Origin of the sequence: Streptomyces sp. NPDC051940, assembly GCF_040680895.1 — a bacterium.
GTDB lineage: Bacteria > Actinomycetota > Actinomycetes > Streptomycetales > Streptomycetaceae > Streptomyces.
Map to the genome: position 1 here is coordinate 32,109 of NZ_JBFAXR010000054.1, position 22,188 is coordinate 54,296.

The following is a 22,188-nucleotide window of genomic DNA, read 5'->3' on the forward strand; positions in this document are numbered from 1 at the left end:
GTCAGCGTGCTGTTCCCGGCGATCACGGCCGCCGGGAGGGGCTCAGCCCCGGCGCACCTCGGGCGTGCCCACCTCGGCCCACAGCCCCGGCAGCTCGCGTTCGCGGTCGGCGGCGCGGGCCTCCTCGCGGCCGTAGAGGACGCCGTACGTGAAGGCGCTCTCGCCCGCTGCCGCCGCCTGGGCGGCGATGTCGCGCAGGGCCTCGCGGACGACGACGCTGTCCTGGTGGTCGCCGAGGAGTTCCTGCAGGGTGGTCATGTCGCCGGCGAAGTTCTTGGCGGCCTTGCCGAGGACCGGGCGGGCCAGTTCGGCGGCGTACCGGGCGCGCTTGGCGCATTTGCGGGCCTCGTGCATGGCGGTGCTGCGTTCGGGGCCGGGGGGTTCGGCGAGGGCGGTCTCGATGAGGGCGGCGACGCGGCCGAAGTCGTCGAGGATCGCCTTCGTCAGCACGTCCGGGGCGGGTCTGGCGGCGGCCTTGCGCAGCGGCGGGCCGGCGAGGAGGCCGTCGACCGCGGCGAGGAGTTCCAGATACCGCCGGGAGTCGAGTACGGCGATGATGTGCCGGCGCGAGCCCTGCCGGCGGGCGCTGGACCAGGTGCGGATGCGGCCGCGGACCGGGCCGGCGACCAGGGGCCGGGGCAGCTCCTCGACGGCGGCGCGGATGCGGTCGGTGAGGACCTCGCGGTCGCGGTCGATGCCGAGTTCGGCGGCGAGCCACTTGAGTTCGGCGCCGATCGGGTCGGTGACGGCGCGGTCGAGGACTTTCCGGTACGACTTGAACGCGCTGCGCATCCGGCGGGTGGCTACGCGCATCTGGTGCACGGAGTCGGGCAGGTCGCGGCGTACCGCGGGGTCGAGGGTGACGAGCGCGTCGGCCTGGGTGGTGACGTACTCCAGCACGGCGGCGCCCGCGGTGCCGTGCTCGCCGACGGCCCGATGCGGCTGCCAGGTGGTCTCGCCGCCGGGCGGGGCGGTCTCCGTCAGGGCGCGGGCCAGTTTGGACGCGGTACGGGCCGGGGTGAGGCCCGCCTTGCGCAGGCGTTTGCCGATGGCCTTGAGGACGGCCGGGTCCTGGTCGGCGCCGAGCTCGGCCTCGACCTCCGTCCAGGCGGCCTCCGCGCCGCCGGAGGAGCCGAGGCGGTGGGCGGACACGTGGTCGACGCTGACCTCGGCGAGGAGGGTGCCGTCCGCGTCGAGGAGCTGGTGGGCGGCGCGGTCGGAGGCGATGCGGACCTGGGGCAGCAGCGCGGCGTCGCGGATGCGGGAGCGCAGCAGCGCGGTGAGGCGGCGGGGCAGGTCGTCGGTCAGGGGGGCGTGGATCTCGTCGCGTACGCCGGGGGACACGGGGAACTTCAGGTGCCAGCCCGCGTCGCTGCCGCCGGTGCGGCGGCGCAGGGTGATGCCGTCGGCGGCCAGCCGGCGGTCCTCGGTGTCGTAGTAGGTGGCGTCCAGGGCGACGGAGCCCTTGTCCACCACGGTCGCCACACCCGGCACCTTGCGGAGGCCGGGGAGCTTCTGGTCGTCGGCTGCCTCGTACTTCTGCTCGATCTCCCGCACGATGTCCGCCATGAACCGAATCTAGCTGGGCAGGAGCCCGATGGGCAGGGGGCGAGAGGGTTGCGCTCCCCTGGTTCCCATCCAATAGTGTCGCGGGCACGCCAACCTTGGAGTGAACACATGTCTGCCGAAGCCGAGACACTGCCCTCCCTGACGACCACCCCCGACGAGACCGCCGCGGGCCCGGACGGCTCGCTGCGGGCGGATGCGGCGCTGCTGGTCGCGCGGCTCGCGGTCGGTGTCGCCGTCGCGATGCACGGGGCGCAGAAGCTGTTCGGCTGGTGGTCCGGGCCGGGGCGGGACGGTACGGAGCAGCTGGTCGCCGCGGCGGGGTATCCGCAGGCGAAGATCATGGCCTGGGTGCTGTCGTGTGCGGAGGTCGCCGGGGGCGTCGGGCTGGTGCTCGGGGTGCTCACGCCGCTGGCGGGGGCGGCGGTCCTCGGGGTGATGATCAACGCGTCGGCGTTGAGCTGGGGGTTCGGGTGGCGGGGGCCGTGGTTCGAGGCGGGTGGGGGGATCGAGCTCGAGCTGCTGCTTGCCGCGGGGGCGGTGGGCGTTGCCCTTGCGGGGCCTGGGCGGTTGTCGGTGGACGCGTTCGTCCCGGGGTTGAAGCGCAACTCGTTCGCGTTTGCCCTGGCGGGCGTGGCGGTGGGGGTGCTCTCGGGGGTCGGCGTCCTCTTCTGGCGCGCGTACGGCTGACGCTGCGCGTCGGCTCTGGCGGCGCAGTCGGCTGACGGTGTACGTCGGCTTTGGCGGCGCAGTCGGCTGACGGTGTACGTCGGCACCCATGCGGCTTGCGTTGCGCTGCGGGGGCTTCGCCCCCGGGCCCCCTTCGCGGGCTGCGCCCGCGTTTCGCGCCTGGACGGCGCTCGGCCTCAAACGCCGGCCGGGCTGGTGTTGGCCCTGCGCCCTCTTGCCTGGCGGCCATTCCGGGCGGGTCATCCGGCTCCGCCTGTCCCACCCGGATCATTCGTCGGGCACGACATGGCGAGCGGCGGGGTCCGGCCCCCGGCGTCGCGTCCACGGCCTGTGCCGTGGCGAGGTCGCCGCACTCGTCGGCATGAGCGTGGAGTACCGCCCCACGCTCGAGCGCGGCAACCTCGTCGGCGTCGCCCCCGGGCACACCGGAACTCGTCGCCCGGGCCCTACGACCCGGCCCGGCCCGGGCGGCTGGTGAAGGCGTACCTCCCCGAACCCGCGCGGTAGACGGCGCGGTCGCCGTCCAGGTGCTGGAACACGGCGCCTGCTGGGGGCGCGGGAGGTGTGCCGCCTGCGGTCGGGACGCGGATCTGGGCGGTGGTGTTGGGCGGTATCTCCACCGTCAGACGGAAGACGCCGTCGTCCAGCGTCCACTGGCTGGCGACCGTGCCGTACGGGGTGCGATAGGCCCCTTCGGCGTGGGTGAGGTCGCCGACGGGCCGGGGGTCGATCACCAGGTCGCGGTAGCCGGCCGAGCCGGGCGCCTGTCGGATGCCGGCCAGGCCGCTGTGGAACCACTCCTCGATCTGCAGCAGGATCATGTGGTTCTTCGACTGGGTGAAGTTCCAGTGTTCGGGGATGGTGGTCAGGCCCTGCGGGTTGGCGGTGGTCGACGCCAGGAAGAAGCCGTAGCTCGGCCGGGTGTCCTCCTGCAGGACGTCCCACAGCACATCGTCGCGGCCGCCGTCGGTGAGGGCCCGCACGATCGGGGCGAGGCCGATGGTGCCGCCGCTGAGGTGCGGGCCGCCGCCGAAGGGCTGGTAGCCGCGGACGAGTTCGACCAGCGCGTCCAGTACCCGCCCGCGCTCGCCCTCCGGTACCAGTCCCTCGTCGAGCGCGAGCGCCTGCGCGGCCTGGGTGGCCCCTGCGGTGCCCGCGTCGCCCTGGCTGGTGTAGCGGCCCAGCGAGGTGTTGTAGAAGGCGGCGTTGAACGCCGCCTTGACGGCGGTCGCGAGGTCGCCGTACTCGCGGGCGTCGGCGTCGTTCCCCAGCAGGGCGGCCATGCGCGCCATCCGGTCGGCGATCTGGTGGTAGCCCCAGGTGCCGGTGATGCGGCCCGAGGTGGGGTCGGCGGCGATCCAGTCGGCCAGCGCGGCGTCGACGATATGGGCGTCGGCGCCGGTGCCGGCCTTCCGCGTCCTGATGTACTGCAGGAACGCCTGCATCTGCGGGTAATGGCGGGCCATCGTCCGGGTGTCGCCGTAGGTCTCGTACAGGAACCACGGTACGAGGATGATGCCGTTGCCCCAGTTGATCTCGTCGCCGAAGCGGCCGGTGTAGCCCCAGTCGTAGACGGGCGCTTTCAGGGCGACATTGCCGATGTTGTCGCCCGCCCTGGACTGTCCCTCCACAAGATGGCGCTGCATGGTGCGCAGGTAGGCGGCGTAGCCGAAGTTGCGGTGCAGTGAGCCGAAGGGCTGCAGGTAGTCCGCGGGGTACGCGAGCTTCTCGCGGCCGGGGCAGTCGGTGAACGTCGACATCGTGTTGCTCATGATCGAGTAACGGGACATCCGGTGGATGCGGTTGATCCGCTCGTTCGATGTCCGTATCCGCCCGGCCACCGGTGTGTCCGCGTGCAGCTGCAGGCCGGTGAGCGTCTGCTCGGTCGGCCGGTAGTCCGCGGGCAGGCCGGTGACCTGGACCCACTGCATGCCGAAGTAGTGGAACCGCGGGTGCCAGCGCTCACCGCGGCGGTCGCCGTGGGTGGTGTAGGAGGCGAAGATGTCGGTGCCGCGGCCGGCCCCGCCGCCCCGGATGGACGCCTGGTCGACCGTGCCGTCGGCGGCCAGGGACTCGGCGGGCAGCATCCTGATCACCGTGCCGGCCGGCACGGTGCCGTCGATGGCCAGCTCCGGCCAGCCCGAGAACGCCTGGCCGAAGTCGAACACCCACACTCCCGGCTGCGGTTGCGTCACGCTGACCGGCCGGATCCGGTCCATCACCCGCACCGGTTCGGCCGCGCGCCACACCAGCTCGGTCGTCAGGTTGGGCGGCGGCGCGACACCGGCGGGCACCCACCCGGTGGGCGAGCCGTCGCGCCGGGTCGCCGAGGCCCCGAGATCAGCGCCGGGTGCGTGCCAGCCGGGCTGCTCGCGGCGGGCGTCGTAGTCGCTGCCCGAGTACCAGTTGGCGGTCGTCGACGGTCCCGTGGCGGTGCGCCAGGACGGGTCGCTCACGACGGTCTGGACCGAGCCGTCCGCCCTGGTGAGCTCGAGGCGGGCGATCAGCCGCGGCGTCACCGCCGCTCCGGCGCTCGGATCGGTGCTCGCGAGGGAGTTCCCGGAGCCCGTGACCGCGGCGTCGGCCGGATGGGCGGCGGCCAGTGCGGGTTCGAAGGCGATCCCGGTGCCGTCCGGTCCCTCGGTGCCGATCGCGGTGATCGTCCGGGACTCCAGCCGGGCCCCGCCGTCGCCGGTGTCGATGTTGATCGTGCCCGCGACGTGGTATCCGGTCACGCTGCTCACGTTGACGGCAGTGTCCCCGGCGACGGCGGTCCGGACGAGTGTCCCGCTCCCCTTGAACTGGCTCTGCCACCAGCTGTACGGGGCGGTGCGGCCGGTCGCCGGGTTGGTGACGGATCGGGTGACCAGGGCGGTGCCGTGCCCCAGCTCGACCCCCAGGGTGTTGGCGCCGTCGCGGATCAGACGGGTGACGTCGTAGGCGCGGTACTCCGTGGAGAGCTGGTAGTTGGAGTTGCCGGGGGCGAGCACCTCGTCGGTCACCTCCTGACCGTTGAGGGTGGCGTGGTGCAGGCCGACGCCCGACAGATACAGGCGCGCCTTGTCGACCTGCGCCCCGGGCCGCGCGTCGACGGTGAACGCGCGGGCGAAGACGGGCAACGGGTCGGCGAGGGTGCGGCCGGGGTGTTCGATCCAGCGGGCTGTGCCCCAGTCGGCGCGCTGCAGCAGCCCCATCTCCCACCGGGCCGGACGGCTCCAGTCCGTGACACCGCCGTCCGTGTCCCAGACCCTGACCTGCCACACCACCTCCGCACGGGAGCCCAGCGCCGTGCCGCCCCAGGGGATGTCGGTCTGCGCTTCCGAGGCGACCTTGCCGGAGTTCCACAGGTAGCGGCCGCGGGCCAGGTCCTGAACGCCGTGTGCGGCACGTACCTGGTAGGCGGTCTGCCGCCAGCCGGCCGCGGCGCCGGTGACGCGCCAGCTGAGGCGGGGGGTGGGGTCGTCGACACCGAGCGGCTCGTCACCGCGGCCGTTGACGGCGAGGTCCGTGACCTCGGCTGGTGGTACCGATGCGGTCGCCGGTCCGGCCGCCCAGACGGGCAGCGTGCCCCCGGCTGCTCCGGCGACGAAGATGCCGATGACGTGTCTGCGGCTCAGGGCCGCGGGCGGATCGTTGGGCACGGGCATGCGTGACTCCTTGGCGTCGGTCGTGCTGCGGGTGCGGGCTGTTGACGGGGTCGGTCAGGATCCGGCCCGGTAGTCCTTGTCCATGGCGGCGAGCACCTGGTCCGCGGTCGACTGTCCGCTGAAGATCTCCTGGAGGCCGCTGAGCATGGTCTGCTGCACCTTGGGGTTCGGCCACAGCTGGTCCATGAACGGAACCGTCCGGTCGTCCCCGATGAACGTGGACAGTTCGGTCAGCGACGGGTCGACCGTGAAGCCGGTGTCCGGGAGCGCGGGCAGGCTGCCCTGCTTGGTGACGAAGAGGTTCATGCCCTTCGGCGACATCACGAAGTCGACGAACTTCAGCGCCAGTTCCTTGTTCTTGGTCTTGGCGTTGACCCCGTAGCCGCCGCCCGCCGCGGCGGGCATCAGGAACGAGGCCGGGTCGTCCGTGGCGGGCAGCACCCCGAGGGTGAACCTCCCGGCCGGGTTCTTGCCCTTGAGCAGGGCGATCACCCAGTTGCCCTGGATGATGCCGAGGGTCTTGCCGCCGGCGGCGAGGTCCTGGCTGGCCTCGTAGCTGGTGCCGAGCGGGTTCTTCTGGAAGCAGCCGGTCTCCTCCATCTGCTGGTACTTGGCCATGGCGGTGGTCCACGCCGAATCGCTGAAGGTGGCCTGACCGGCCTGCATCTTCTGGTCGAAGTCCCGGTCGGGCCCGTAGACCGTGGTGGCGACCAGCGCGTACAGGGCGATCTGGGTCACCCAGTTGTCCTGGTTGCCCAGGGCGAAGGCCGGAGTGCCCTTGGCGGCGGCGTCCTTGCAGAAGGCCAGCAGCTCGCTCCAGGTACCGGGCGCGGTCAGGCCGGACCTGTCCAGGGCGTCCTGGTTGTAGACCGCGCCGATGCCGTTCTGCCCGAAGATGGCGTTGTACGTCTTGCCCTCGTACTGGGCGAGGCTCTTGAGGGCCGGCGGGTACTTCGCGGCCCACGGGCGGTCGGACAGGTCCATCAGGTAGCCCGGCTCGGCCAGGACATGGGTGGCGCCGGGGTTGCCGTTGCCCGGCCACACCGACATCACGTCGGGCGCGGTGCCGGAGGCCAGCTTGGTGCGGATCTGCTGCTGGTACTGGTCGGCGCCGCTGAGCGTGTAGCGCACCTTGACGCCGGGGTTGTCCTTCTCGAACGCCTTGACGACATCCTCCAGCGAGCCCTGGTCGAACGAGGCCAGCGTCAGCGTCTTCGTACCGCCTCCGGCATCGCTGCCGGCGTTGGTGCCGCCGCTGCACGCGGCGAGTACGGCCAGCAGGGCGCCGGCGGTCGTGGCCGCGGCCAGGGCGGACGGTCTGCGTTCTCTCATGGTCTCTCCCGCGTGGAGAAGGGCGGCGTTCACCGCCGGTTCGGATGGGTGCCCGGCAGGTGGAGGTGCGGGCTGGGCAGTGGCGGATACCGGTCTCTCAGCCCTTCAGGCCCCCGGCGAAGCCGCTGATGATGCTGCGTTGGAGGGCGAAGTAGACGGCCAGGACCGGCACGATGCTGATCACCAGGGCGGCGAAGACCAGGGGCCAGTCGGTGACGTACTGGCCGACGAAGCCCGCGATCGCGACGGGCATGGTCTGCTGCGCGCTGCCGCTGAGGTAGAGCAGCGGGGTGAAGAAGTCGTTCCACACCGCGACGGTGTTGAGGACCAGCGCGGTGACGGTGACAGGCCGCAGCATCGGCAGCACCACATGGCGGAAGCCCTGTGCGGGCGTGCAGCCGTCGATGAGCGCGGCGTCCTCGAAGTCCCGGGGCAGGGTGCGCAGGAAACCGGTGTACAGGAAGGTGGTGAACGGCACCTGCAGACCGCTGTAGAACAGCACCAGCGCCCATGGGCTGCCGAGCAGTCCGAGATCCCGCATCGTCTGGTACAGCGGCAGGGCCCCGAGCTGGAACGGCAGCACCAGCCCCAGCATGATCAGCAGGAACACGGAGCGCGACCACCGGGCGGTCACCCGCGCGAGCGGATACGCGGCGAACGAGGAGACGGCCAGCACGACCACGACACTGCACACGGTCACCAGCACGCTGTTGGCCAGCGCCCCGCCCAGTCCGCCCTGCCGCCAGGCCGCCGTGAAGTTCTCCAGGGTGGGGGACGCGGTCGGACGGATCGGCGAGGAGGTGTCCGACGGCGGTCGTACGGCCAGGTTGACCAGGACGTACAACGGGAAGGCGACGGCCAGCGCGACGGCGGCCATGACGAGTTCCAGGGCGAGTGTGCGCGGACGGTAGCGGGTCACGACGCGCTCCTCTCGTGACGGGCGAGCCCGAGGTACTGCCCGGTGGAGGCGACCGCCACGATGATCGTGAGCACCACGGCGAGCGCGATGCTGTAGCCGAACTCGCCGAGTGTGAAGGCGTCCTTGTAGATCAGGGTCGAGAGGGTGTCGGTGGCATGCCCGGGGCCGCCGCCGGTGAGCGCGTACACCTGGTCGAAGAGCTTGAGCCCGCCGATGACCGACAGCATCAGGTTGATGGTGAGCGCCGGCGCCAGCAGGGGCCGTGTCACCGACCAGAAGCGGCGGACCGGTCCGGCACCGTCGATGTCCGCCGCCTCGTGGATCTCCTTCGGTATCGACTGCAGCCCGGCGAGGAAGATGACCATCGAGTAGCCGGCGAACTGCCACACGATCACGCCCACCACGCACCACAGGGCGAGGTCCGGATCGCCCAGCCAGTCCTGCTTCCAGGAGTCGGGGCCGACCAGGCCCAGCAGGCTGTTGACCGCTCCGTCGGGACCCAGCAGGTTGCGCCACAGGTACGCGGTCACGACCGGGGTGACCACGGCGGGCGCGAACAGCAGCACCCGCAGCACGTTGCGCGACCTGATCGCGCTGTTCACCCCGAGCGCGAGCAGCAGCCCCACCCCGTTCTGGACCACGGTGATCGCCACGGCGATCAGCAGCGTGTTCCCGAGGGCTTGGACGGCGTCGTCGTCGCTGAGCATGGCGGTGAAGTTGTCCAGGCCGACCATCGAGTACGAGGGGTCCAGGCCGTCCCAGTCGGTGAACGCGTAGTACACGCCGCGCCCGCTGGGCACCAGCACGACGAACGCGAAGAGCAGCAGGGCGGGCGCGGCGAACCACCAGGAGGGCGTGATCCGGCCGCGGCGGTCGCCGCTCCTCCGGTCGGTTCGACGAGCGGCGACGGCGGCCGGGGCCGCGTGTCGGTCGCTCCGGGTCATGGTCACGGACACACCTCTCGGATGAAACGTTTCAGAATTATGGGTAACGTTCCCCATCGAGTGCGCCAGACTCTAGAAGTGAGCTTGTGGGGCGTCAATATGTCGGCCGCAAGATTCCTGCTTACGCGAGACGAGACAGTGACCTGTCACGTTCGATAACGTTTCCCAGATCAGCGGGGTACGGCCGCCAGAGACGGAGGAGCGCGTATGCAGCCGCACACCCAGGCGCGGCGCGTCACCATCGTGGATGTCGCGGCCCACGCCCAGGTCTCCACCACCACGGTGTCCAAGGTGCTGCGCCACGCCTACGGCACCAGCGCGGCCACGCGCGAGAAGGTCCAGCGCTCGATCGCGGAACTGGGCTACCGGCCGTCCGCGGGTGCCCGCGGCATGCGGGGCCGGACGTACACGATCGGCGTGATGCTCCCGGACATCCGCAATCCGTTCTTCCCCGACATCCTCGACGGGCTGACCGAAGCCCTGCACGACACCGACTACCAGGTGCTGCTCGGCCCCGGCGGCTGCAACGACGAACCCGCGGAGGCGCGGGTCACCGAGGCGATGGTCGACCGCGGCATGGACGGCATGATCCTGGTCGCGCCGGTCTCCGCCCGGCCCCGCCTCGAACAGATCGCCCGTACCGTGCCGACGGTCGTCGTCGGTCCGCACGGGAACTCGGCCGTCTACGACACGGTCTCCGACGACGACACCCACGGCGCCGCGCTGGTCGTCGACCACCTCGTCGGCCTCGGGCACCGCCGTATCGCCCACATCGAACACGCCGAGACCGACCCGACCAGGCTGGCCGACATGCCCAACGCGATACGCGCACGGGGCTACCGGCGGGCGATGCGGGCCCACGGTCTCGGCGACGAGATCACCATCGCGTCCACCACGTACACCCAGGAAGGCGGCCTTCTCGGCGCGCGGCAGCTGCTGGCCGGGCCGCGGCGCCCCACCGCCGTCTTCGCCGGCGCGGACGTCGTCGCCCTCGGCGTACTCGAGGCACTCGACGAGGCGGGACTCTCCGTTCCCGGCGACATCTCCGTCGCCGGCTACGACAACACCACCATCGCCGCATTGCGGCCCATCTCGCTCACCAGCGTCGACCAGGCGGGCCGGCAGATCGGCGCCGAAGCGGCCCGGCTCCTGCTCAGCCGTATCGCGGACCCCGAGCGGGCCTCCACCCACGTCAAGCTCTCACCGACGCTCATCACCCGGCGTACGACGGCACCGCCTCCGGCCGTCTGAACACTCAGCGCCGGCGAGGGGTCGCGCCGGGCCGCGTGAGACCGGTCCGCCGCAGCCAGGTGCTGATGTCCCTGTCGGCTTGGCCGGCCTCTTCGCCCTGAACCGCCAGTCCTTCGGCGAAGACGGCGCCGCGGCAGGAGGCTGCGTAGTCGCGTGCGGTGGTGCCGAGGCCGCTCATGGCGTGGGTGGTGAAGGGGACCACGGTCTTGCCGGTGAAGTCGAGCTGTTCGGTGAAGGTCGTCATGATCATGGGCGCGCGGACGTTCCAGATGGGGCTGCCCAGCAGCACGGTGTCGTAGCCGTCCAGGTCGGGCAGGGAACCTTCGATGGCGGGACGGGCGTCGGCGTCCTGTTCGCGGACGTTGCGCCTCACGGTCGCGTCGTAGCCGGCCGGGTAGGGGTCGGCGGGTGTGATGCGGTGGAGGTCGCAGTCGATGAGGTCGCGGATCTTTCGCGCCACGATCTCGGTGTTGCCGACTTTCAGGGTGGTGCGCCCGCCGTAGTGGTAGTTCTCCCCGGCGCGCGAGAAGTAGGCGAGCAGCACCTTGCCGCGCGGCTTCCCGGGCGTCTTCGCACTCGATGAGGTCTGGCGCTCCTGAGGGTTCTCTTCGTCCTTCCCGGGCGAGCAGCTGGTGAGGTGCGGTGTGCTCATGGCGGTGATGCCTGTCAGCAGCGTGGCACGCAGGAGGGTTCGGCGCCTGGCGGTGGCGGGTTCCTGCTGGTTCATCGGAGGACTCACACGTCGAGGCGTCGCTTGGCGAGCCAGGAGACGACCTCGGGGTCGTGGTGGTCGAAGAACAGCGAGCCACCGGTGTCGAGGGTGGCGATCCGGGCCATCTGCTCGTCGGTGAGCTCAAAGCCGAAGACGTCGATGTTCTCCGCCATGCGCTCGGGCCGCACCGACTTGGGGATCGCGATGACGCCGCGCTGGGTCAGCCAGCGCAGCACGATCTGCGCGACCGACCTGTCGCACTCCTCGCCGATCTCAGCCAGCACCGGATGGGTGAACAGGCCGTTCCTGCCTTCGGCGAAGCCGCCCCAGGACTGGATCCGCACGCCGTGCGCGTGCATCAGGTCCTGGTAGCCGGCGCGCTGGAAGAAGGGGTGGGTCTCGATCTGGTTGACCGCCGGGGTGATCTCGTTGTTGACGATCAGGTCGATCAGCCGGTCGGGATAGAAGTTGGCGACGCCGATCGCCCTGGTCCCGCCCTCGCGGTTCAGCGCCTCCATGGCGCGCCACTGACCGTAGACGTCTCCGAAGGGCTGGTGCATCAGGTACAGGTCGAGGTGGTCCAGGCCCAGCTTGTTGAGCGAGGTCTCGAAGGCCCGCCTGGTGTTGTCCTCGGCCGGGGCGTCCTGAACCCACAGCTTGGTGGTGACGAACAGGTCCTCGCGGGCGATACCGCTGGACTTGATCGCGCGGCCCACGGCCTCCTCGTTGCCGTAGGCGGCGGCGGTGTCCAGCAGGCGGTAGCCGGCTGCGAGCGCGTCGGACACGGCGCGTTCGGTGTCCTCGGCGGGGATCTGGTAGACGCCGAAGCCGAGCAGCGGCATCGCGACGCCGTTGTTGAGGGTGGTGAACTGCATGAGCGGGTGTCCTTCGTGTCTTCGTGTGCGGGTCGGTGTCAGGGGCGGATGAGGGCCTTGAGGACCCGGCGGTCGGCCATGGCCCGGTAGGCGTCCGGCGTCTGGTCGAGGGTGAACGTCTGATCGAAGACGCGGCCCGGGGCGATCGTGCCGCCGAGGACGTCGGGCAGCAGCTGCTCGATGTAGGCACGGGCGGGGCTGGCGCCGCCGGTCAGAGTGATGTTGCGCATGAACTCGGCCGGGCCGATCGGCACCTGCTCGTACTGCGGGACGCCCAGGCGGCTGATGGTGCCGCCGTCCAGGACCGCGCCCAGCGCGGTGTCGAGGGCCTGGCGGGTGCCGACAGCCTCGATCACCTTGTCCACGCCGCCGGTCAGTTCCCGAATGCGGGCGATGCCCTCTTCCCCGCGCTCGGCGACGATGTCGGTGGCGCCGAATTCACGGCCCAGGTCGGTACGTGCTTCGTGGCGGCCCGCGAGGGCGATCCGCTCGGCGCCCAGCCGCTTTGCCGCGATCACCGCGCACAGGCCGACCGCGCCGTCTCCGACGACCAGGACCGCGTCCCCGCGGCCGACGCCGGCGGTGACAGCACCGTGGTGACCGGTGGTCATCACGTCCGACAGGGCCAGCAGGGAGGGCAGCAGCGCGGAGTCGGCGGCCACCGGCAGCTTCACCAGGGTGCCGTCCGCACAGGGGACGCGTACCGCCTCGCCCTGACCGCCGTCGACGCCGTCAAAGCCGTACCGGCCGCCGTTGCGGCACGAGATGTGCAGGCCCTTGGCGCAGTAGTCGCAGCTGTTGTCGCTGTAGGTGAACGGGGCGACGACCAGGTCGCCCGCCGTCAGGCCGGTCACGTCCGCACCGGTCTCCTCGACGACCCCGAGGAACTCGTGTCCCATGGGGCGGCCGGTGTCAGTGGCGGGCATCGCCCCGTAGGGCCACAGGTCGCTGCCGCACACGCAGGAGGCGAGCGTCCGGACGACGGCGTCGGTGGGCTGCACGATCTTCGGGTCGGGCCGGGCTTCGACGCGGACGTCTCCGGCTCCGTACATCACTGCTGCACGCATGGGGGTCACTGCTCCAAACGGGGGTGGGGCCGGACGGCGATCAGCGTTCGAGCATCTGCGCCTGGGCTTCGGTGTGGGTGTCGCCTGCGGCGGGCGGCAGGCTGGAGAGCCGGTCGAGCTGCTCGCTCGTCAGCGTGAGGGCGTCGGCGGTGGTGTTCTCCTCCACCCGGGTGACCCGCTTGGTGCCGGGGATCGGGGCGATGTCGTCGCCCTGGGCGAGCAGCCAGGCCAGCGCCACCTGCGCGGGAGTGGCGCCGACCTCGGCGGCCAGGGCCTGCACCTCGTCGGCGATCTCCAGATTGCGCCGGAAGTTCTCACCGGTGAAGCGCGGATTGCCACGCCGGAAGTCGGAGTCGTCGAACTGGTCGGTGGAGCGGACGGTCCCCGTCAGGAAGCCGCGTCCGAGCGGGGAGAACGGCACCAGGCCGATGTTCAGCTCGCGCAGCACCGGCAGGACGCGGTCCTCGATGCCGCGCGTCCACAGCGAGTACTCCGACTGCACCGCGGTGACCGGCTGGACGGCGTGCGCACGGCGGATCGTGTCCGGGCCGGCCTCCGAGAGGCCGAAGGCGCGGACCTTGCCCTCGGCGATCAGCTCGCCGACGGCGCCGGCGGTCTCCTCGATGGGCGTGTTCGGATCCACCCGGTGCTGGTAGTACAGGTCGATGTGGTCGGTGTCCAGCCGCTTCAGGGAGCCCTCGACGGCCGTGCGGATGTTGGCCCGGCCGGAGTCCGGATTCCAGGCACCGGCACCGCCGTGCGAGACCAGGCCGAACTTCGTGGCCAGCACCACCTTGTCCCGGCGGCCCTTCAGCGCCTGCCCGAGCAGCTCCTCGTTGGTGTACGGGCCGTAGATCTCGGCGGTGTCGACGAGCGTGACACCGAGCTCCAGCGCCCGGTGCACCGTCCTGATCGACTCCGCGTCGTCGGTGCCGGAACCGGTGTAGCCGTGGGACATACCCATCGCACCCAGGCCGATCCGGGAAACCTCCAGGTCACGCAGCTTGATGTAGCGCATTTCGCCCTCTCCGGTCCATGGCGTCACCCGGTACTCCCACGCTCGCCCGACCAGCCGGGTCGTGCCTGTGGCGGCCCGGGTACCGACGCCCTTCTCCCCCACCTTCGCCCAGATCGCAGCCCTGTGGCAGGGCGGGCTCTTCGGGGGTAGTGACAGGGCTCCCCTCCCACCTGCACGCCAGGGCACCGGCGGGTGAGACTGGATGCATGGCATCCGACAGCGCGCACAGCGAGGGCGCCGAGCTGGGCCGCTACCTGCGCGCCCGCCGTACCCAGACCAGCCCCGACCGCGTCGGCCTCGCCGTCGGCACCGGCCTCCGCCGCACCCCTGGGCTGCGCCGCGAGGAGCTGGCCACCCTCGCCGGCATCAGCATCGACTACTACGTGCGCCTGGAGCGCGGCAAGGAGACCCGCCCCAGCCCCTCCGTCCTCGACGCGCTCGCCCGCGCCCTGCACATGGACGACCAGGAGCACCAGCACCTGCGCGAGCTCGCCGCCCGCGCCGCCCGCTACACCCCGGAACCGCCGCCCGCCCCGAGCCGGGTGGTGCGCCCCCATCTGAAGCTGCTGCTGGAGTCACTGCGCCCGAACCCGGCCTACGTCATCAGCCGCAGCATGGACATGCTGGCGTGGAACCCCGGCGGTCTCGCCCTCTACGCCGGGCTGGACGACTGGCCCGCCAAGCACCGCAACCTCGCCCGCTACCTCTTCCTCCACCCCGCGGCCCGGGATCTGTTCACCGACTGGGACCGGCAGATCACCGCCTGCGTCGCCCGCCTGCGCGCCACCGCCGGAACCGCCCCGGACGCCCCCGACCTCACCGGCCTGGTCGGCGAACTGCTGCTCAAGAGCCCCGACTTCGCCGGGCTCTGGGAGCGCTACGAAGTGACCGGGCGCAAGCCCGCACAGAAGACGTTCCAGCACCCGCAGGTCGGCCCGATCACCCTCACCTCGCAGTCACTGCAGGTGGAGGGCACCCCCGGCCAGCGCATCGGCGTCTACACCGCCGAACCCGGGACCCCCGACCACGACGCGATGCTCCTGCTCGACCTGACCGCGCCGCGGTCGCCCGGCACGGGTGCCGCCCGGCAGGACGCGACACGCCGCCACCGCTGATGTGGCGGTGTTACGCCGACATCGGCCGTTGCACCGTGATCGACTGCAGCAGGCCCACCGCGATCCACACCGCGAACATCGAGGAGCCGCCGTACGACACGAACGGGAGGGGCAGGCCCGCCACCGGCATGATGCCCAGGGTCATGCCGATGTTCTCGAAGGCCTGGAAGGCCAGCCACGCGACGATGCCCGCGGCCACGACCGTGCCGTAGAGGTCGCTCGCGTCGAGCGCGATCCGGCACGCGCGCCACAGGATCAGGCCCAGCAGGACCAGGATGAGGCCCGCGCCCACGAAGCCGAGTTCCTCGCCCGCGACCGTGAAGATGAAGTCCGTCTGCTGTTCGGGGACGAACTGGCCCGTCGTCTGGCTGCCCTGGCCGAGGCCCGTGCCGAGGAGGCCGCCGCCGCCGATGGCGATGCGGGCCTGGTTGGTGTTGTAGCCGACGCCCGCCGGGTCGAGGGCCGGGTTGGCGAAGGCCGCGAAGCGGTTGACCTGGTACTCGTCGAGCATGCCGAGGGAGACGACGAGGACCGCGCCGCCGACGCCCGCGCCGATGAGGCCGAGCACCCAGCGGTTGGAGGCGCCGGAGGCCATCAGCACGCCGAGGATGATGACCGTGATGACCATGACCGAGCCGAGGTCCGGCATCAGCATGATGATGCCGATCGGCACGGCCGCCAGCAGCAGCGCCTGCAGCACCGTGCGGTGGTCGGGGTGCGGGCGGTCGCCCGCGTCCACCCGGGCGGAGAGGATCATCGCCATCCCCAGGATGACGGTGATCTTGCAGAACTCCGCGGGCTGCAGGCTGAAGCCCCCGCCGAGGTGCAGCCACGCCCGCTGGCCGTTGATGGTCGCGCCGAGCGGGGTGAGCACCATCAGCGCGAGCACCAGCGACACGGCGTACAGGACCGGGACCGCGCCGCGCAGGGTGCGGTGGCCGAGCCACATCGTGGCGGCCATCAGCGCGATCCCGACGAGGGTGACCAGGATGTGCTTGGTGACGAAGGCGTACGGGTCGTCCCCGACGAGTTCCTCACGGTTGCGCGTCGCCGACCACACCAGCGCCGAGCCGATCACCACCAGCGCCAGCGCGGCGGACATCAGCGTCCAGTCCATCCGCCGCACCAGCGAGTCGGGCGCCGTCAGCCGCGACCACGTGCCCTGTTCGGGCCGGTAGCGGCGTACGTAGAAGGAGTCCGAGGAGGAGGAGACCGTCATGGGCCGAGCACCGTCCCGTCCGCGGAGATCTTCGGCAGTGCCTTCTGGGGCTTGGCCAGCAGCGCCTTCTTCGGGTTGATGGTGCCGTCCTCGGCCACGCCGTACAGCGCGTTGTACACCGCGCGCACCGCGGGCGCGGAGGCGCCGGAGCCGGTGCCGCCCTGGGAGATCGTCATGACGATCGTGTAGTCCTTGGTGTACGTCGCGAACCAGGACGTCGTCTGCTTGCCGTAGACCTCGGCCGTACCGGTCTTCGCGTGCATCGGGATCTTGTCCTGCGGCCAGCCCACGAACCGCCAGGCGGCCGTACCGCGGGTGGCGACGCCGGCGAGGGCCTCGTCCATCTCCTTGAACGTCTTCTTGTCGATGGGCAGCTTGCCGTGCGACTTCGGCTTGATCGGCGTGACCGTCTTGCCGTCGGGGCTGATGACGGCCTTGCCGATGAGCGGGTCGTACAGGGTGCCGCCGTTGGCGATCGCCCCGTAGATGACGGCCATCTGGATCGGCGTGACGAGGGTGTCGCCCTGTCCGATGGAGAAGTTGACGGAGTCACCGGCGCGCATCTTCATGCCCTCGAGGCAGTTCTCGTAGCTGAGCCGCTGGACGTAGTCGCCGTCCTTCTTGCCGTACTTGCACCAGGCGTCCTTGTTGGCGCGCCAGAAGTCCCGCTTCCACTGGCGGTCGGGGACGCGGCCGGAGACCTCGTTGGGGAGGTCGATGCCGGTCTCCTCGCCGAGGCCGAACTGGTGGGCGGTCTTGTAGAACCAGTCCTTGGCGTTCTTCTTCGGGTTGTTGCCGCCGTCCCGCAGCCACTGCTCGTGCGCGAGCCGGTAGAAGACGGTGTCGCAGGAGACCTCCAGGGCCTGGCCGAGGGAGATGCCGCCGTGGCTCTGCGACTCGAAGTTCTTGAAGACCTGGCCGCCGATGGCGTACGAGCTGGAGCAGTTGTACGGGCCCTTGAAGGAGTAGCCGGCGTTCACCGCGGCGGCGGTCGGGATGACCTTGAAGATGGAGCCGGGCGCCGCCTGGCCCTGGATGGCCCGGTTGAGCAGCGGGTAGTTGGCGCTCTTGCCGGTGAGCTTCTTGTACTGCTTCTCGTTGATGCCGCCGACCCAGACGTTCGGGTCGTAGTCCGGGTTGGAGGCCATGGCCACGACCCGGCCGGTCTTGGCCTCCATCACGACGATGGCGCCGGCGTCGGCCTCGTACTGCCGCTCGGTGTTGCGGTCCCACTGCTTGCGGGCCTCCACCATGGCCTTCTGCAGCTCGCGCTCGGCGATGGCCTGGACCCGGGAGTCGATGCTGGTGACGAGGGTGGAGCCGGAGATGCCGGGCTGCCCCTCGGCCTCTCCTATCACCCGCCCGAGCTTGTCGACCTGGTACCGGCGCACGCCGGCCTGGCCGCGCAGCTCCTTGTCGTACGTCCGCTCGATGCCGGAGCGGCCGATCTGGTCGGTGCGCAGGAAGGGGCTCTTGCTGTCCTCGGCCTGCTGGATCTCCTCGTCCGTGACGGGCGAGAGATAGCCGAGGACCTGCGAGGTCGTCGCCCCGCCGGGGGCGGCGTAGCGGCGTACGGCGGTGGGCTCGGCGGAGATGCCGGGGAAGTCCTCCTGGCGCTCGCGGATCTGCAGCGCCTGGCGGGCGGTGGCCTCGTCGGTGATCGGGATGGGCTGGTACGGGGAGCCGTTCCAGCAGGGCTTGGGCGTCTCGGAGTCGCAGAGCCGGACGCGGTTCCGCACCTCCTTCGGATCCATGCCGAGCACGCCCGCGAGCCGGGTGAGGACGGCCGCGCCGTCGTCGTCCATCTTCATCAGCGCGGTACGGGAGGCGGAGACGACGAGACGGGTCTCGTTGTCGGCCAGGGGTACGCCGCGGGCGTCGAGGATCGCGCCGCGTACGGCGGGCTCGATGACCTGCTGCACGTGGTTGCCGTTGGCCTGGTCCTCGTACTCCTCGCCGTTGCGGATCTGCAGGTACCACAGGCGGCCGCCGAGGGTGAGGAGCAGCGACAGCACGAGGACCTGGATGGCCATCAGGCGGATGGTCACGCGCTGGCTGCGGCCGGTGGCGGGAATGTTGGTCATCGGCGGGCCCCTCCCCCGGGGTTGTTCGTGTCCGTCGGCCTCACAGCCGTTTGACCCCCTTGATCCGGCCCACCTTGACGTTCGACGACGAGCGTCTGCCGCTCAGCAGGCCGGAGCGCTGGCGGCCGATGAGGCCGCTGCCGCGGCGGGTGCGCAGCAGTCCGCCGCGCGAGGCGCTGCCCGAGGCCAGCCAGCGGTACGCCGCCTCCCGGGACGCCGTGCCGACCGCCGGGTCGGCGCTCTCCCCGGTGACCTCGCGTTCGCCGCGCCGGGCCAGGGCCATCACCAGCGGGATGGTGAACGGGGCGAGCAGCAGGTCGTACAGCGTCGCCGTGAAGATGAGGCTGCCCAGGCCCACGCCGCGCGCGGCGCCGTCGCTGACCAGGGCGCCGACGCCCGCGTACAGCACCGTGGAGCTGACCGCGGCCCCGGCCACCACGAACAGCGGGCCGGTGGCGGACTTGACCTGGCCCTTCTCGGGCTTGATGAGGCCGGCGAAGTAGCCGATGACGGCGAGCACCATGGCGTACCGGCCGACGGCGTGGTCGGCGGGCGGCGCGATATCGGCGAGCAGCCCCGCGCCGAAACCGACGAGGGCGCCGCCCACATGCCCGTAGACCAGGGCCAGGCCGAGTACGACCAGCAGCATCAGGTCCGGGACGGCGCCCGGCAGATGGAGCCGGGCCAGCACGCTGACCTGGACGACCAGGGCGACGACGATCAGGGCGCTGGACAGCAGCACTCGGTTCAGGCGCATGGTCAGTTCCCGTCGTCTTGCTGGGCCGCTGCTTCGTCGGGGTTGGCAACCGCGTTCGGGTCCGCGCCCGCGGCGTTCGGATCGGTGCCGGCCGCCTGGTCGCCCTCGGCCACCTGGCCCTCGACGCCCTCCTGGCCCTCGGGCTTCGGCGTGACCGTGACGGTCACCGTGGGGATCGGGGTGGGCTGGGGCTTGGGCGGCAGCACCGTGTCGCGCGGGTCCTTGCGCGGGGGTTCGACGACGACACCGACGATGTCGAGCCGGGTGAAGGACGCGAACGGCTCGACGTAGACCGTACGGGTCAGATCGCCGCGGTTGGCCTCGACGCGGACCACCTTGCCGATCGGCACGCCGGCCACGAACGGCCGGCCCGCCTCGGAGCCGAAGGTGACCATCCGGTCGCCCTTCTTCACCTTGGCCTTGCCGTTGAGCAGCTGCACCTGCAGCGGGCGGTCGCCCTGGCCGGTGGCGAAGCCCAGCTCGCTGGTCTTCTCCAGCCGGGTGCCGACGGTGAAGTCGGGGTCGTTGGCCAGCAGTACGGTCGCGGTCGTCGGTCCGACGGTGGTGACCCGCCCGACCAGGCCGTCGCCGTTGAGGACGGTCATGTCGCGCCTGATGCCGTCGCGCGAACCGGCGTCGATGGTCACCGTCCAGTTCAGGCCCTGGGCCGCTCCTATGGCGATGACCTGGGCGCCCTTGATGCCGTACTGGCCGGCGCCGGCCGTCTTCAGCAGCTTGTCCAGCTCGGCGGCGCGGGCGCGGTTGCGGTCGTCGCTGCCGAGGCGCTGGCGCAGCTCGGCGTTCTCCCGCTCCAGTTCGCTGATCCTGCTGTGCCGGTCGCCCGAGTCCCGCACCGCCTCTATGGCGTTGCCGACCGGGTCGACCACCGTCGCCACCCCGTTCTCGACCGGCCCGAAGGCCGCGGCGGCGCCGCGCTTCGCGTTGTCGAGCGGCGACTGCTCCCCACCCCTGATGTCCACCGTGATCAGTACGAACGCGATGGTGACCAGCAGTAGCAGCAGCAGCCGGCTCTCCCGTGTGTCCCTCACGAGCCGTCCTCAGTCCGTCCCTTGTTCCCGCCTGAGCCCCGGTACCCCCGGCCTGCCTAACGACGCGGCTGGGCGTCCAGCACCTGCTGCAGCGCCTCGAACTCCTCGACGCACTTGCCGGAGCCGAGCGCCACGGAGTCCAGGGGGTCCTCCGCGATGTGGATGGGCATGCCGGTCTCGTGCCGCAGCCGCTCGTCCAGGCCGCGCAGCATCGCGCCGCCGCCGGTGAGGACGATGCCGCGGTCCATGATGTCGCCTGACAGCTCCGGCGGGCACTTGTCGAGGGTGGTCTTCACGGCGTCCACGATCGCGTTGACGGGCTCCTCCATGGCCTTGCGGACCTCGGCGGAGGAGATCACGACGGTCTTCGGCAGACCGCTGACGAGATCGCGGCCGCGGATCTCGGTGTGCTCCTCCTTGTCCGTCTCGTACGCCGAACCGATGGTGATCTTGATGTTCTCGGCGGTGCGCTCGCCCAGCAGGAGGCTGTACTCCTTCTTGATGTGCTGGATGATCGCGTTGTCGAGCTCGTCGCCGGCGACCCGGATGGACTGTGCCGTGACGATTCCGCCGAGCGAGATCACGGCGACCTCGGTCGTGCCGCCGCCGATGTCGACGACCATGTTGCCGGTCGCCTCGTGGACGGGCAGGCCCGAGCCGATCGCCGCGGCCATGGGCTCCTCGATGATGTGCACCTGGCGGGCGCCGGCCTGCGTCGACGCCTCGATGACGGCGCGGCGTTCAACGCCGGTGATGCCGGAGGGGACGCAGACGACCACACGGGGGCGGGCGAGGTAGCGCCGCTTGTGGATCTTCAGGATGAAGTAGCGCAGCATGCGCTCGGTGATCTCGAAGTCGGCGATGACGCCGTCCTTCAGCGGGCGTACGGCGACGATGTTGCCGGGGGTCCGGCCGATCATCTTCTTCGCCTCGGCGCCCACGGCCAGAATGCCGCCGGTGTTGGTGTTGATCGCCACCACCGACGGCTCGTTGAGCACGATCCCCCGGCCTCTGACGTACACCAGCGTGTTGGCCGTCCCGAGGTCGACTGCCATGTCACGGCCGATGAACGACATGTTGCTCATGGGATACGTCTAGCCTTCCGAGCGTGTGCGAGGGGGGACGGGGCAGGGCGGCTCAGCGGCCCCCCGGCGGTTGTGTGGCGGCGGGACTCGTGCGGTGGGGACCATCGTAGTCTTGCCGAGCGCGCTCGGCAGCGAGGGTGTCTCCGCCAAATTCCGTACGTGTCGGGGTGTCGCCTTCCCTCGAACGGCCTCCCCATGCGTGGGGGCGGCGGTGGGTTTCCGCCGCCCCAGGTGAGTAGTCGTCAGCTCATAACACCAGGTCAGGCCTCCGGGCCTGGTGTTGCCCGGCGGGCGCTCGGCGGTCGCCTCCGGCGGGGGTTGCGGGGCGGCCAGATCCGCCTCCCCTGCGGGGGCCGTTCAGGGGACGCCATGCGGTCCGCCTGCGGCGGGCACCGCTTGTGGTTGCGTTCCCGTCCGAAGGCTGCGGTCCGGCTGCGCCGGGGCGCTGCCGGGTCACCGTCCGACGCCTGCGGCGGGCGCCGCTTGTGGTTGCGTTCCCAGCCGATGGCTGCGGTTCGGCTGCGCCCACCCGTGCCGCCCAGCGGCACGACTGCCCGCAGCCTGCGGTGCCGCCTCGGGCGCGAGGGCTGCCGGGTCACCGTCCGACGCCTGCGGCGGCCGTCGCCTGTGGTCCCGTACCCAGCCGAAGGCTGCGGTTCGGCTGCGCCCACCCTCCCCCAAGCTCTCAGCTCCGCTTCGCTCCGTTCGAGCAGGGGGCACCCCCATCGCCCAGCGGCACGACTGCCCGCAGCCTGCGGTGCCGCCGCGTACGAGGTCGGCGGCCATCCCCTCGACGGTGAGCGGGGAGTACGGCAGCAGCCCGGGCGCCGCCTCGGCCGCCGCGCTCTCGTCGGCGTA

General features: G+C 71.3%; 17 protein-coding genes and 1 pseudogene. 4 read left to right on the forward strand and 14 right to left on the reverse strand.

The window, feature by feature from the left end; all coding sequences use genetic code 11:
- Nucleotides 1–42: 42 nt before the first annotated feature.
- Nucleotides 43–1,569 (reverse strand): CYTH and CHAD domain-containing protein, encoded by a 1,527-nt coding sequence (locus tag AB0M28_RS21470; protein ID WP_365407080.1) that lies wholly within the window; start codon nucleotides 1,567–1,569, stop codon nucleotides 43–45.
- Nucleotides 1,570–1,677: 108 nt separating this feature from the next.
- Here AB0M28_RS21470 and AB0M28_RS21475 point away from each other — a divergent pair, with 108 nt between their 5' ends.
- Both AB0M28_RS21475 and AB0M28_RS21480 read left to right on the forward strand, forming a co-directional pair.
- Nucleotides 1,678–2,256: a DoxX family protein gene (locus AB0M28_RS21475; RefSeq protein ID WP_365407083.1), complete on the forward strand. Its 579-nt coding sequence runs from the start codon at nucleotides 1,678–1,680 to the stop codon at nucleotides 2,254–2,256.
- Between the two features lie 253 nt (nucleotides 2,257–2,509).
- Nucleotides 2,510–2,708, forward strand: a pseudogene (locus AB0M28_RS21480) (hypothetical protein); the annotation flags it as partial.
- Here AB0M28_RS21480 and AB0M28_RS21485 read toward each other — a convergent pair.
- The 4 genes from AB0M28_RS21485 to AB0M28_RS21500 all read right to left on the reverse strand — a co-directional run bounded on the left by AB0M28_RS21485 (nucleotide 2,703) and on the right by AB0M28_RS21500 (nucleotide 9,098).
- Nucleotides 2,703–5,903, reverse strand: a complete 3,201-nt coding sequence (locus tag AB0M28_RS21485; protein ID WP_365407086.1) for a family 78 glycoside hydrolase catalytic domain — start codon at nucleotides 5,901–5,903, stop codon at nucleotides 2,703–2,705. The pseudogene AB0M28_RS21480 and the gene AB0M28_RS21485 sit on opposite strands and share 6 nt — an antisense overlap.
- A gap of 54 nt (nucleotides 5,904–5,957) precedes the next feature.
- Entirely contained in the window at nucleotides 5,958–7,235 is a 1,278-nt protein-coding gene (locus tag AB0M28_RS21490) for an extracellular solute-binding protein (RefSeq protein WP_365407088.1), read from the reverse strand.
- A gap of 97 nt (nucleotides 7,236–7,332) precedes the next feature.
- Nucleotides 7,333–8,154, reverse strand: a complete 822-nt coding sequence (locus AB0M28_RS21495) for a carbohydrate ABC transporter permease (RefSeq protein WP_365407091.1) — start codon at nucleotides 8,152–8,154, stop codon at nucleotides 7,333–7,335.
- A complete protein-coding gene (locus tag AB0M28_RS21500) occupies nucleotides 8,151–9,098 on the reverse strand; it encodes a sugar ABC transporter permease (RefSeq protein WP_365407125.1) in 948 nt (315 codons plus the stop codon). Before AB0M28_RS21500 ends, AB0M28_RS21495 begins: the two co-directional genes overlap by 4 nt.
- Nucleotides 9,099–9,305: 207 nt before the next feature.
- Here AB0M28_RS21500 and AB0M28_RS21505 point away from each other — a divergent pair, with 207 nt between their 5' ends.
- A complete protein-coding gene (locus AB0M28_RS21505; protein ID WP_365407094.1) occupies nucleotides 9,306–10,349 on the forward strand; it encodes a LacI family DNA-binding transcriptional regulator in 1,044 nt (347 codons plus the stop codon).
- A 4-nt stretch (nucleotides 10,350–10,353) separates the two neighbouring features.
- On the opposite strand, the gene AB0M28_RS21510 is transcribed toward AB0M28_RS21505, so the two are convergent.
- From AB0M28_RS21510 to AB0M28_RS21525, 4 genes are read right to left on the reverse strand one after another with little or no spacing between them, the layout of a single operon-like run.
- The gene (locus AB0M28_RS21510; protein ID WP_365407097.1) at nucleotides 10,354–11,076 is read right to left on the reverse strand and encodes a flavodoxin; all 723 of its coding nucleotides are present in this window, start codon (nucleotides 11,074–11,076) and stop codon (nucleotides 10,354–10,356) included.
- Nucleotides 11,077–11,084: 8 nt separating this feature from the next.
- Nucleotides 11,085–11,936 carry an aldo/keto reductase gene (locus tag AB0M28_RS21515; RefSeq protein WP_365407100.1) on the reverse strand — a complete coding sequence of 284 codons (852 nt, stop codon included), beginning with the start codon at nucleotides 11,934–11,936 and terminating at the stop codon, nucleotides 11,085–11,087.
- Between the two features lie 38 nt (nucleotides 11,937–11,974).
- Nucleotides 11,975–13,003: an alcohol dehydrogenase catalytic domain-containing protein gene (locus AB0M28_RS21520; protein WP_365407103.1), complete on the reverse strand. Its 1,029-nt coding sequence runs from the start codon at nucleotides 13,001–13,003 to the stop codon at nucleotides 11,975–11,977.
- Between the two features lie 40 nt (nucleotides 13,004–13,043).
- Complete coding sequence (locus tag AB0M28_RS21525) at nucleotides 13,044–14,021, reverse strand: aldo/keto reductase (RefSeq protein WP_365407106.1); 978 nt, start codon at nucleotides 14,019–14,021, stop codon at nucleotides 13,044–13,046.
- Between the two features lie 206 nt (nucleotides 14,022–14,227).
- Here AB0M28_RS21525 and AB0M28_RS21530 point away from each other — a divergent pair, with 206 nt between their 5' ends.
- A complete protein-coding gene (locus tag AB0M28_RS21530) occupies nucleotides 14,228–15,136 on the forward strand; it encodes a helix-turn-helix transcriptional regulator (RefSeq protein WP_365407109.1) in 909 nt (302 codons plus the stop codon).
- A gap of 10 nt (nucleotides 15,137–15,146) precedes the next feature.
- Here the strand turns inward: AB0M28_RS21530 and rodA are convergent, their stop codons facing one another.
- From rodA to AB0M28_RS21555, 5 genes are read right to left on the reverse strand one after another with little or no spacing between them, the layout of a single operon-like run.
- The gene (gene rodA, locus AB0M28_RS21535) at nucleotides 15,147–16,355 is read right to left on the reverse strand and encodes a rod shape-determining protein RodA (protein WP_365407112.1); all 1,209 of its coding nucleotides are present in this window, start codon (nucleotides 16,353–16,355) and stop codon (nucleotides 15,147–15,149) included.
- On the reverse strand, nucleotides 16,352–18,439 hold the full coding sequence (gene mrdA / locus AB0M28_RS21540) for a penicillin-binding protein 2 (RefSeq protein ID WP_365407115.1): 2,088 nt from the start codon (nucleotides 18,437–18,439) through the stop codon (nucleotides 16,352–16,354). The genes rodA and mrdA overlap by 4 nt, the downstream gene beginning before the upstream one ends.
- 40 nt (nucleotides 18,440–18,479) lie before the next feature.
- On the reverse strand, nucleotides 18,480–19,196 hold the full coding sequence (mreD, locus tag AB0M28_RS21545; protein WP_365407117.1) for a rod shape-determining protein MreD: 717 nt from the start codon (nucleotides 19,194–19,196) through the stop codon (nucleotides 18,480–18,482).
- A gap of 2 nt (nucleotides 19,197–19,198) precedes the next feature.
- Nucleotides 19,199–20,245, reverse strand: coding sequence for a rod shape-determining protein MreC (gene mreC / locus AB0M28_RS21550; RefSeq protein WP_365407119.1), 1,047 nt, complete (start codon nucleotides 20,243–20,245; stop codon nucleotides 19,199–19,201).
- Nucleotides 20,246–20,301: 56 nt separating this feature from the next.
- Nucleotides 20,302–21,321 (reverse strand): rod shape-determining protein, encoded by a 1,020-nt coding sequence (locus AB0M28_RS21555; RefSeq protein ID WP_365407128.1) that lies wholly within the window; start codon nucleotides 21,319–21,321, stop codon nucleotides 20,302–20,304.
- Between the last annotated feature and the right edge of the window lie 867 nt (nucleotides 21,322–22,188).

Bases quoted from the DNA above. Each gene is read 5' to 3' on its own strand.
- AB0M28_RS21530 (WP_365407109.1), top strand. From the start codon at position 14,228: ATGGCATCCGACAGCGCGCACAGCGAGGGCGCCGAGCTGGGCCGCTAC.
- AB0M28_RS21485 (WP_365407086.1), bottom strand. From the start codon at position 5,903: ATGCCCGTGCCCAACGATCCGCCCGCGGCCCTGAGCCGCAGACACGTC.
- AB0M28_RS21500 (WP_365407125.1), bottom strand. From the start codon at position 9,098: ATGACCCGGAGCGACCGACACGCGGCCCCGGCCGCCGTCGCCGCTCGT.
- mrdA (WP_365407115.1), bottom strand. From the start codon at position 18,439: ATGACCAACATTCCCGCCACCGGCCGCAGCCAGCGCGTGACCATCCGC.
- AB0M28_RS21505 (WP_365407094.1), top strand. From the start codon at position 9,306: ATGCAGCCGCACACCCAGGCGCGGCGCGTCACCATCGTGGATGTCGCG.
- AB0M28_RS21490 (WP_365407088.1), bottom strand. From the start codon at position 7,235: ATGAGAGAACGCAGACCGTCCGCCCTGGCCGCGGCCACGACCGCCGGC.
- AB0M28_RS21475 (WP_365407083.1), top strand. From the start codon at position 1,678: ATGTCTGCCGAAGCCGAGACACTGCCCTCCCTGACGACCACCCCCGAC.
- AB0M28_RS21525 (WP_365407106.1), bottom strand. From the start codon at position 14,021: ATGCGCTACATCAAGCTGCGTGACCTGGAGGTTTCCCGGATCGGCCTG.
- mreD (WP_365407117.1), bottom strand. From the start codon at position 19,196: ATGCGCCTGAACCGAGTGCTGCTGTCCAGCGCCCTGATCGTCGTCGCC.
- AB0M28_RS21520 (WP_365407103.1), bottom strand. From the start codon at position 13,003: ATGCGTGCAGCAGTGATGTACGGAGCCGGAGACGTCCGCGTCGAAGCC.
- AB0M28_RS21510 (WP_365407097.1), bottom strand. From the start codon at position 11,076: ATGAACCAGCAGGAACCCGCCACCGCCAGGCGCCGAACCCTCCTGCGT.
- rodA (WP_365407112.1), bottom strand. From the start codon at position 16,355: ATGACGGTCTCCTCCTCCTCGGACTCCTTCTACGTACGCCGCTACCGG.
- AB0M28_RS21470 (WP_365407080.1), bottom strand. From the start codon at position 1,569: ATGGCGGACATCGTGCGGGAGATCGAGCAGAAGTACGAGGCAGCCGAC.
- AB0M28_RS21555 (WP_365407128.1), bottom strand. From the start codon at position 21,321: ATGTCGTTCATCGGCCGTGACATGGCAGTCGACCTCGGGACGGCCAAC.
- AB0M28_RS21515 (WP_365407100.1), bottom strand. From the start codon at position 11,936: ATGCAGTTCACCACCCTCAACAACGGCGTCGCGATGCCGCTGCTCGGC.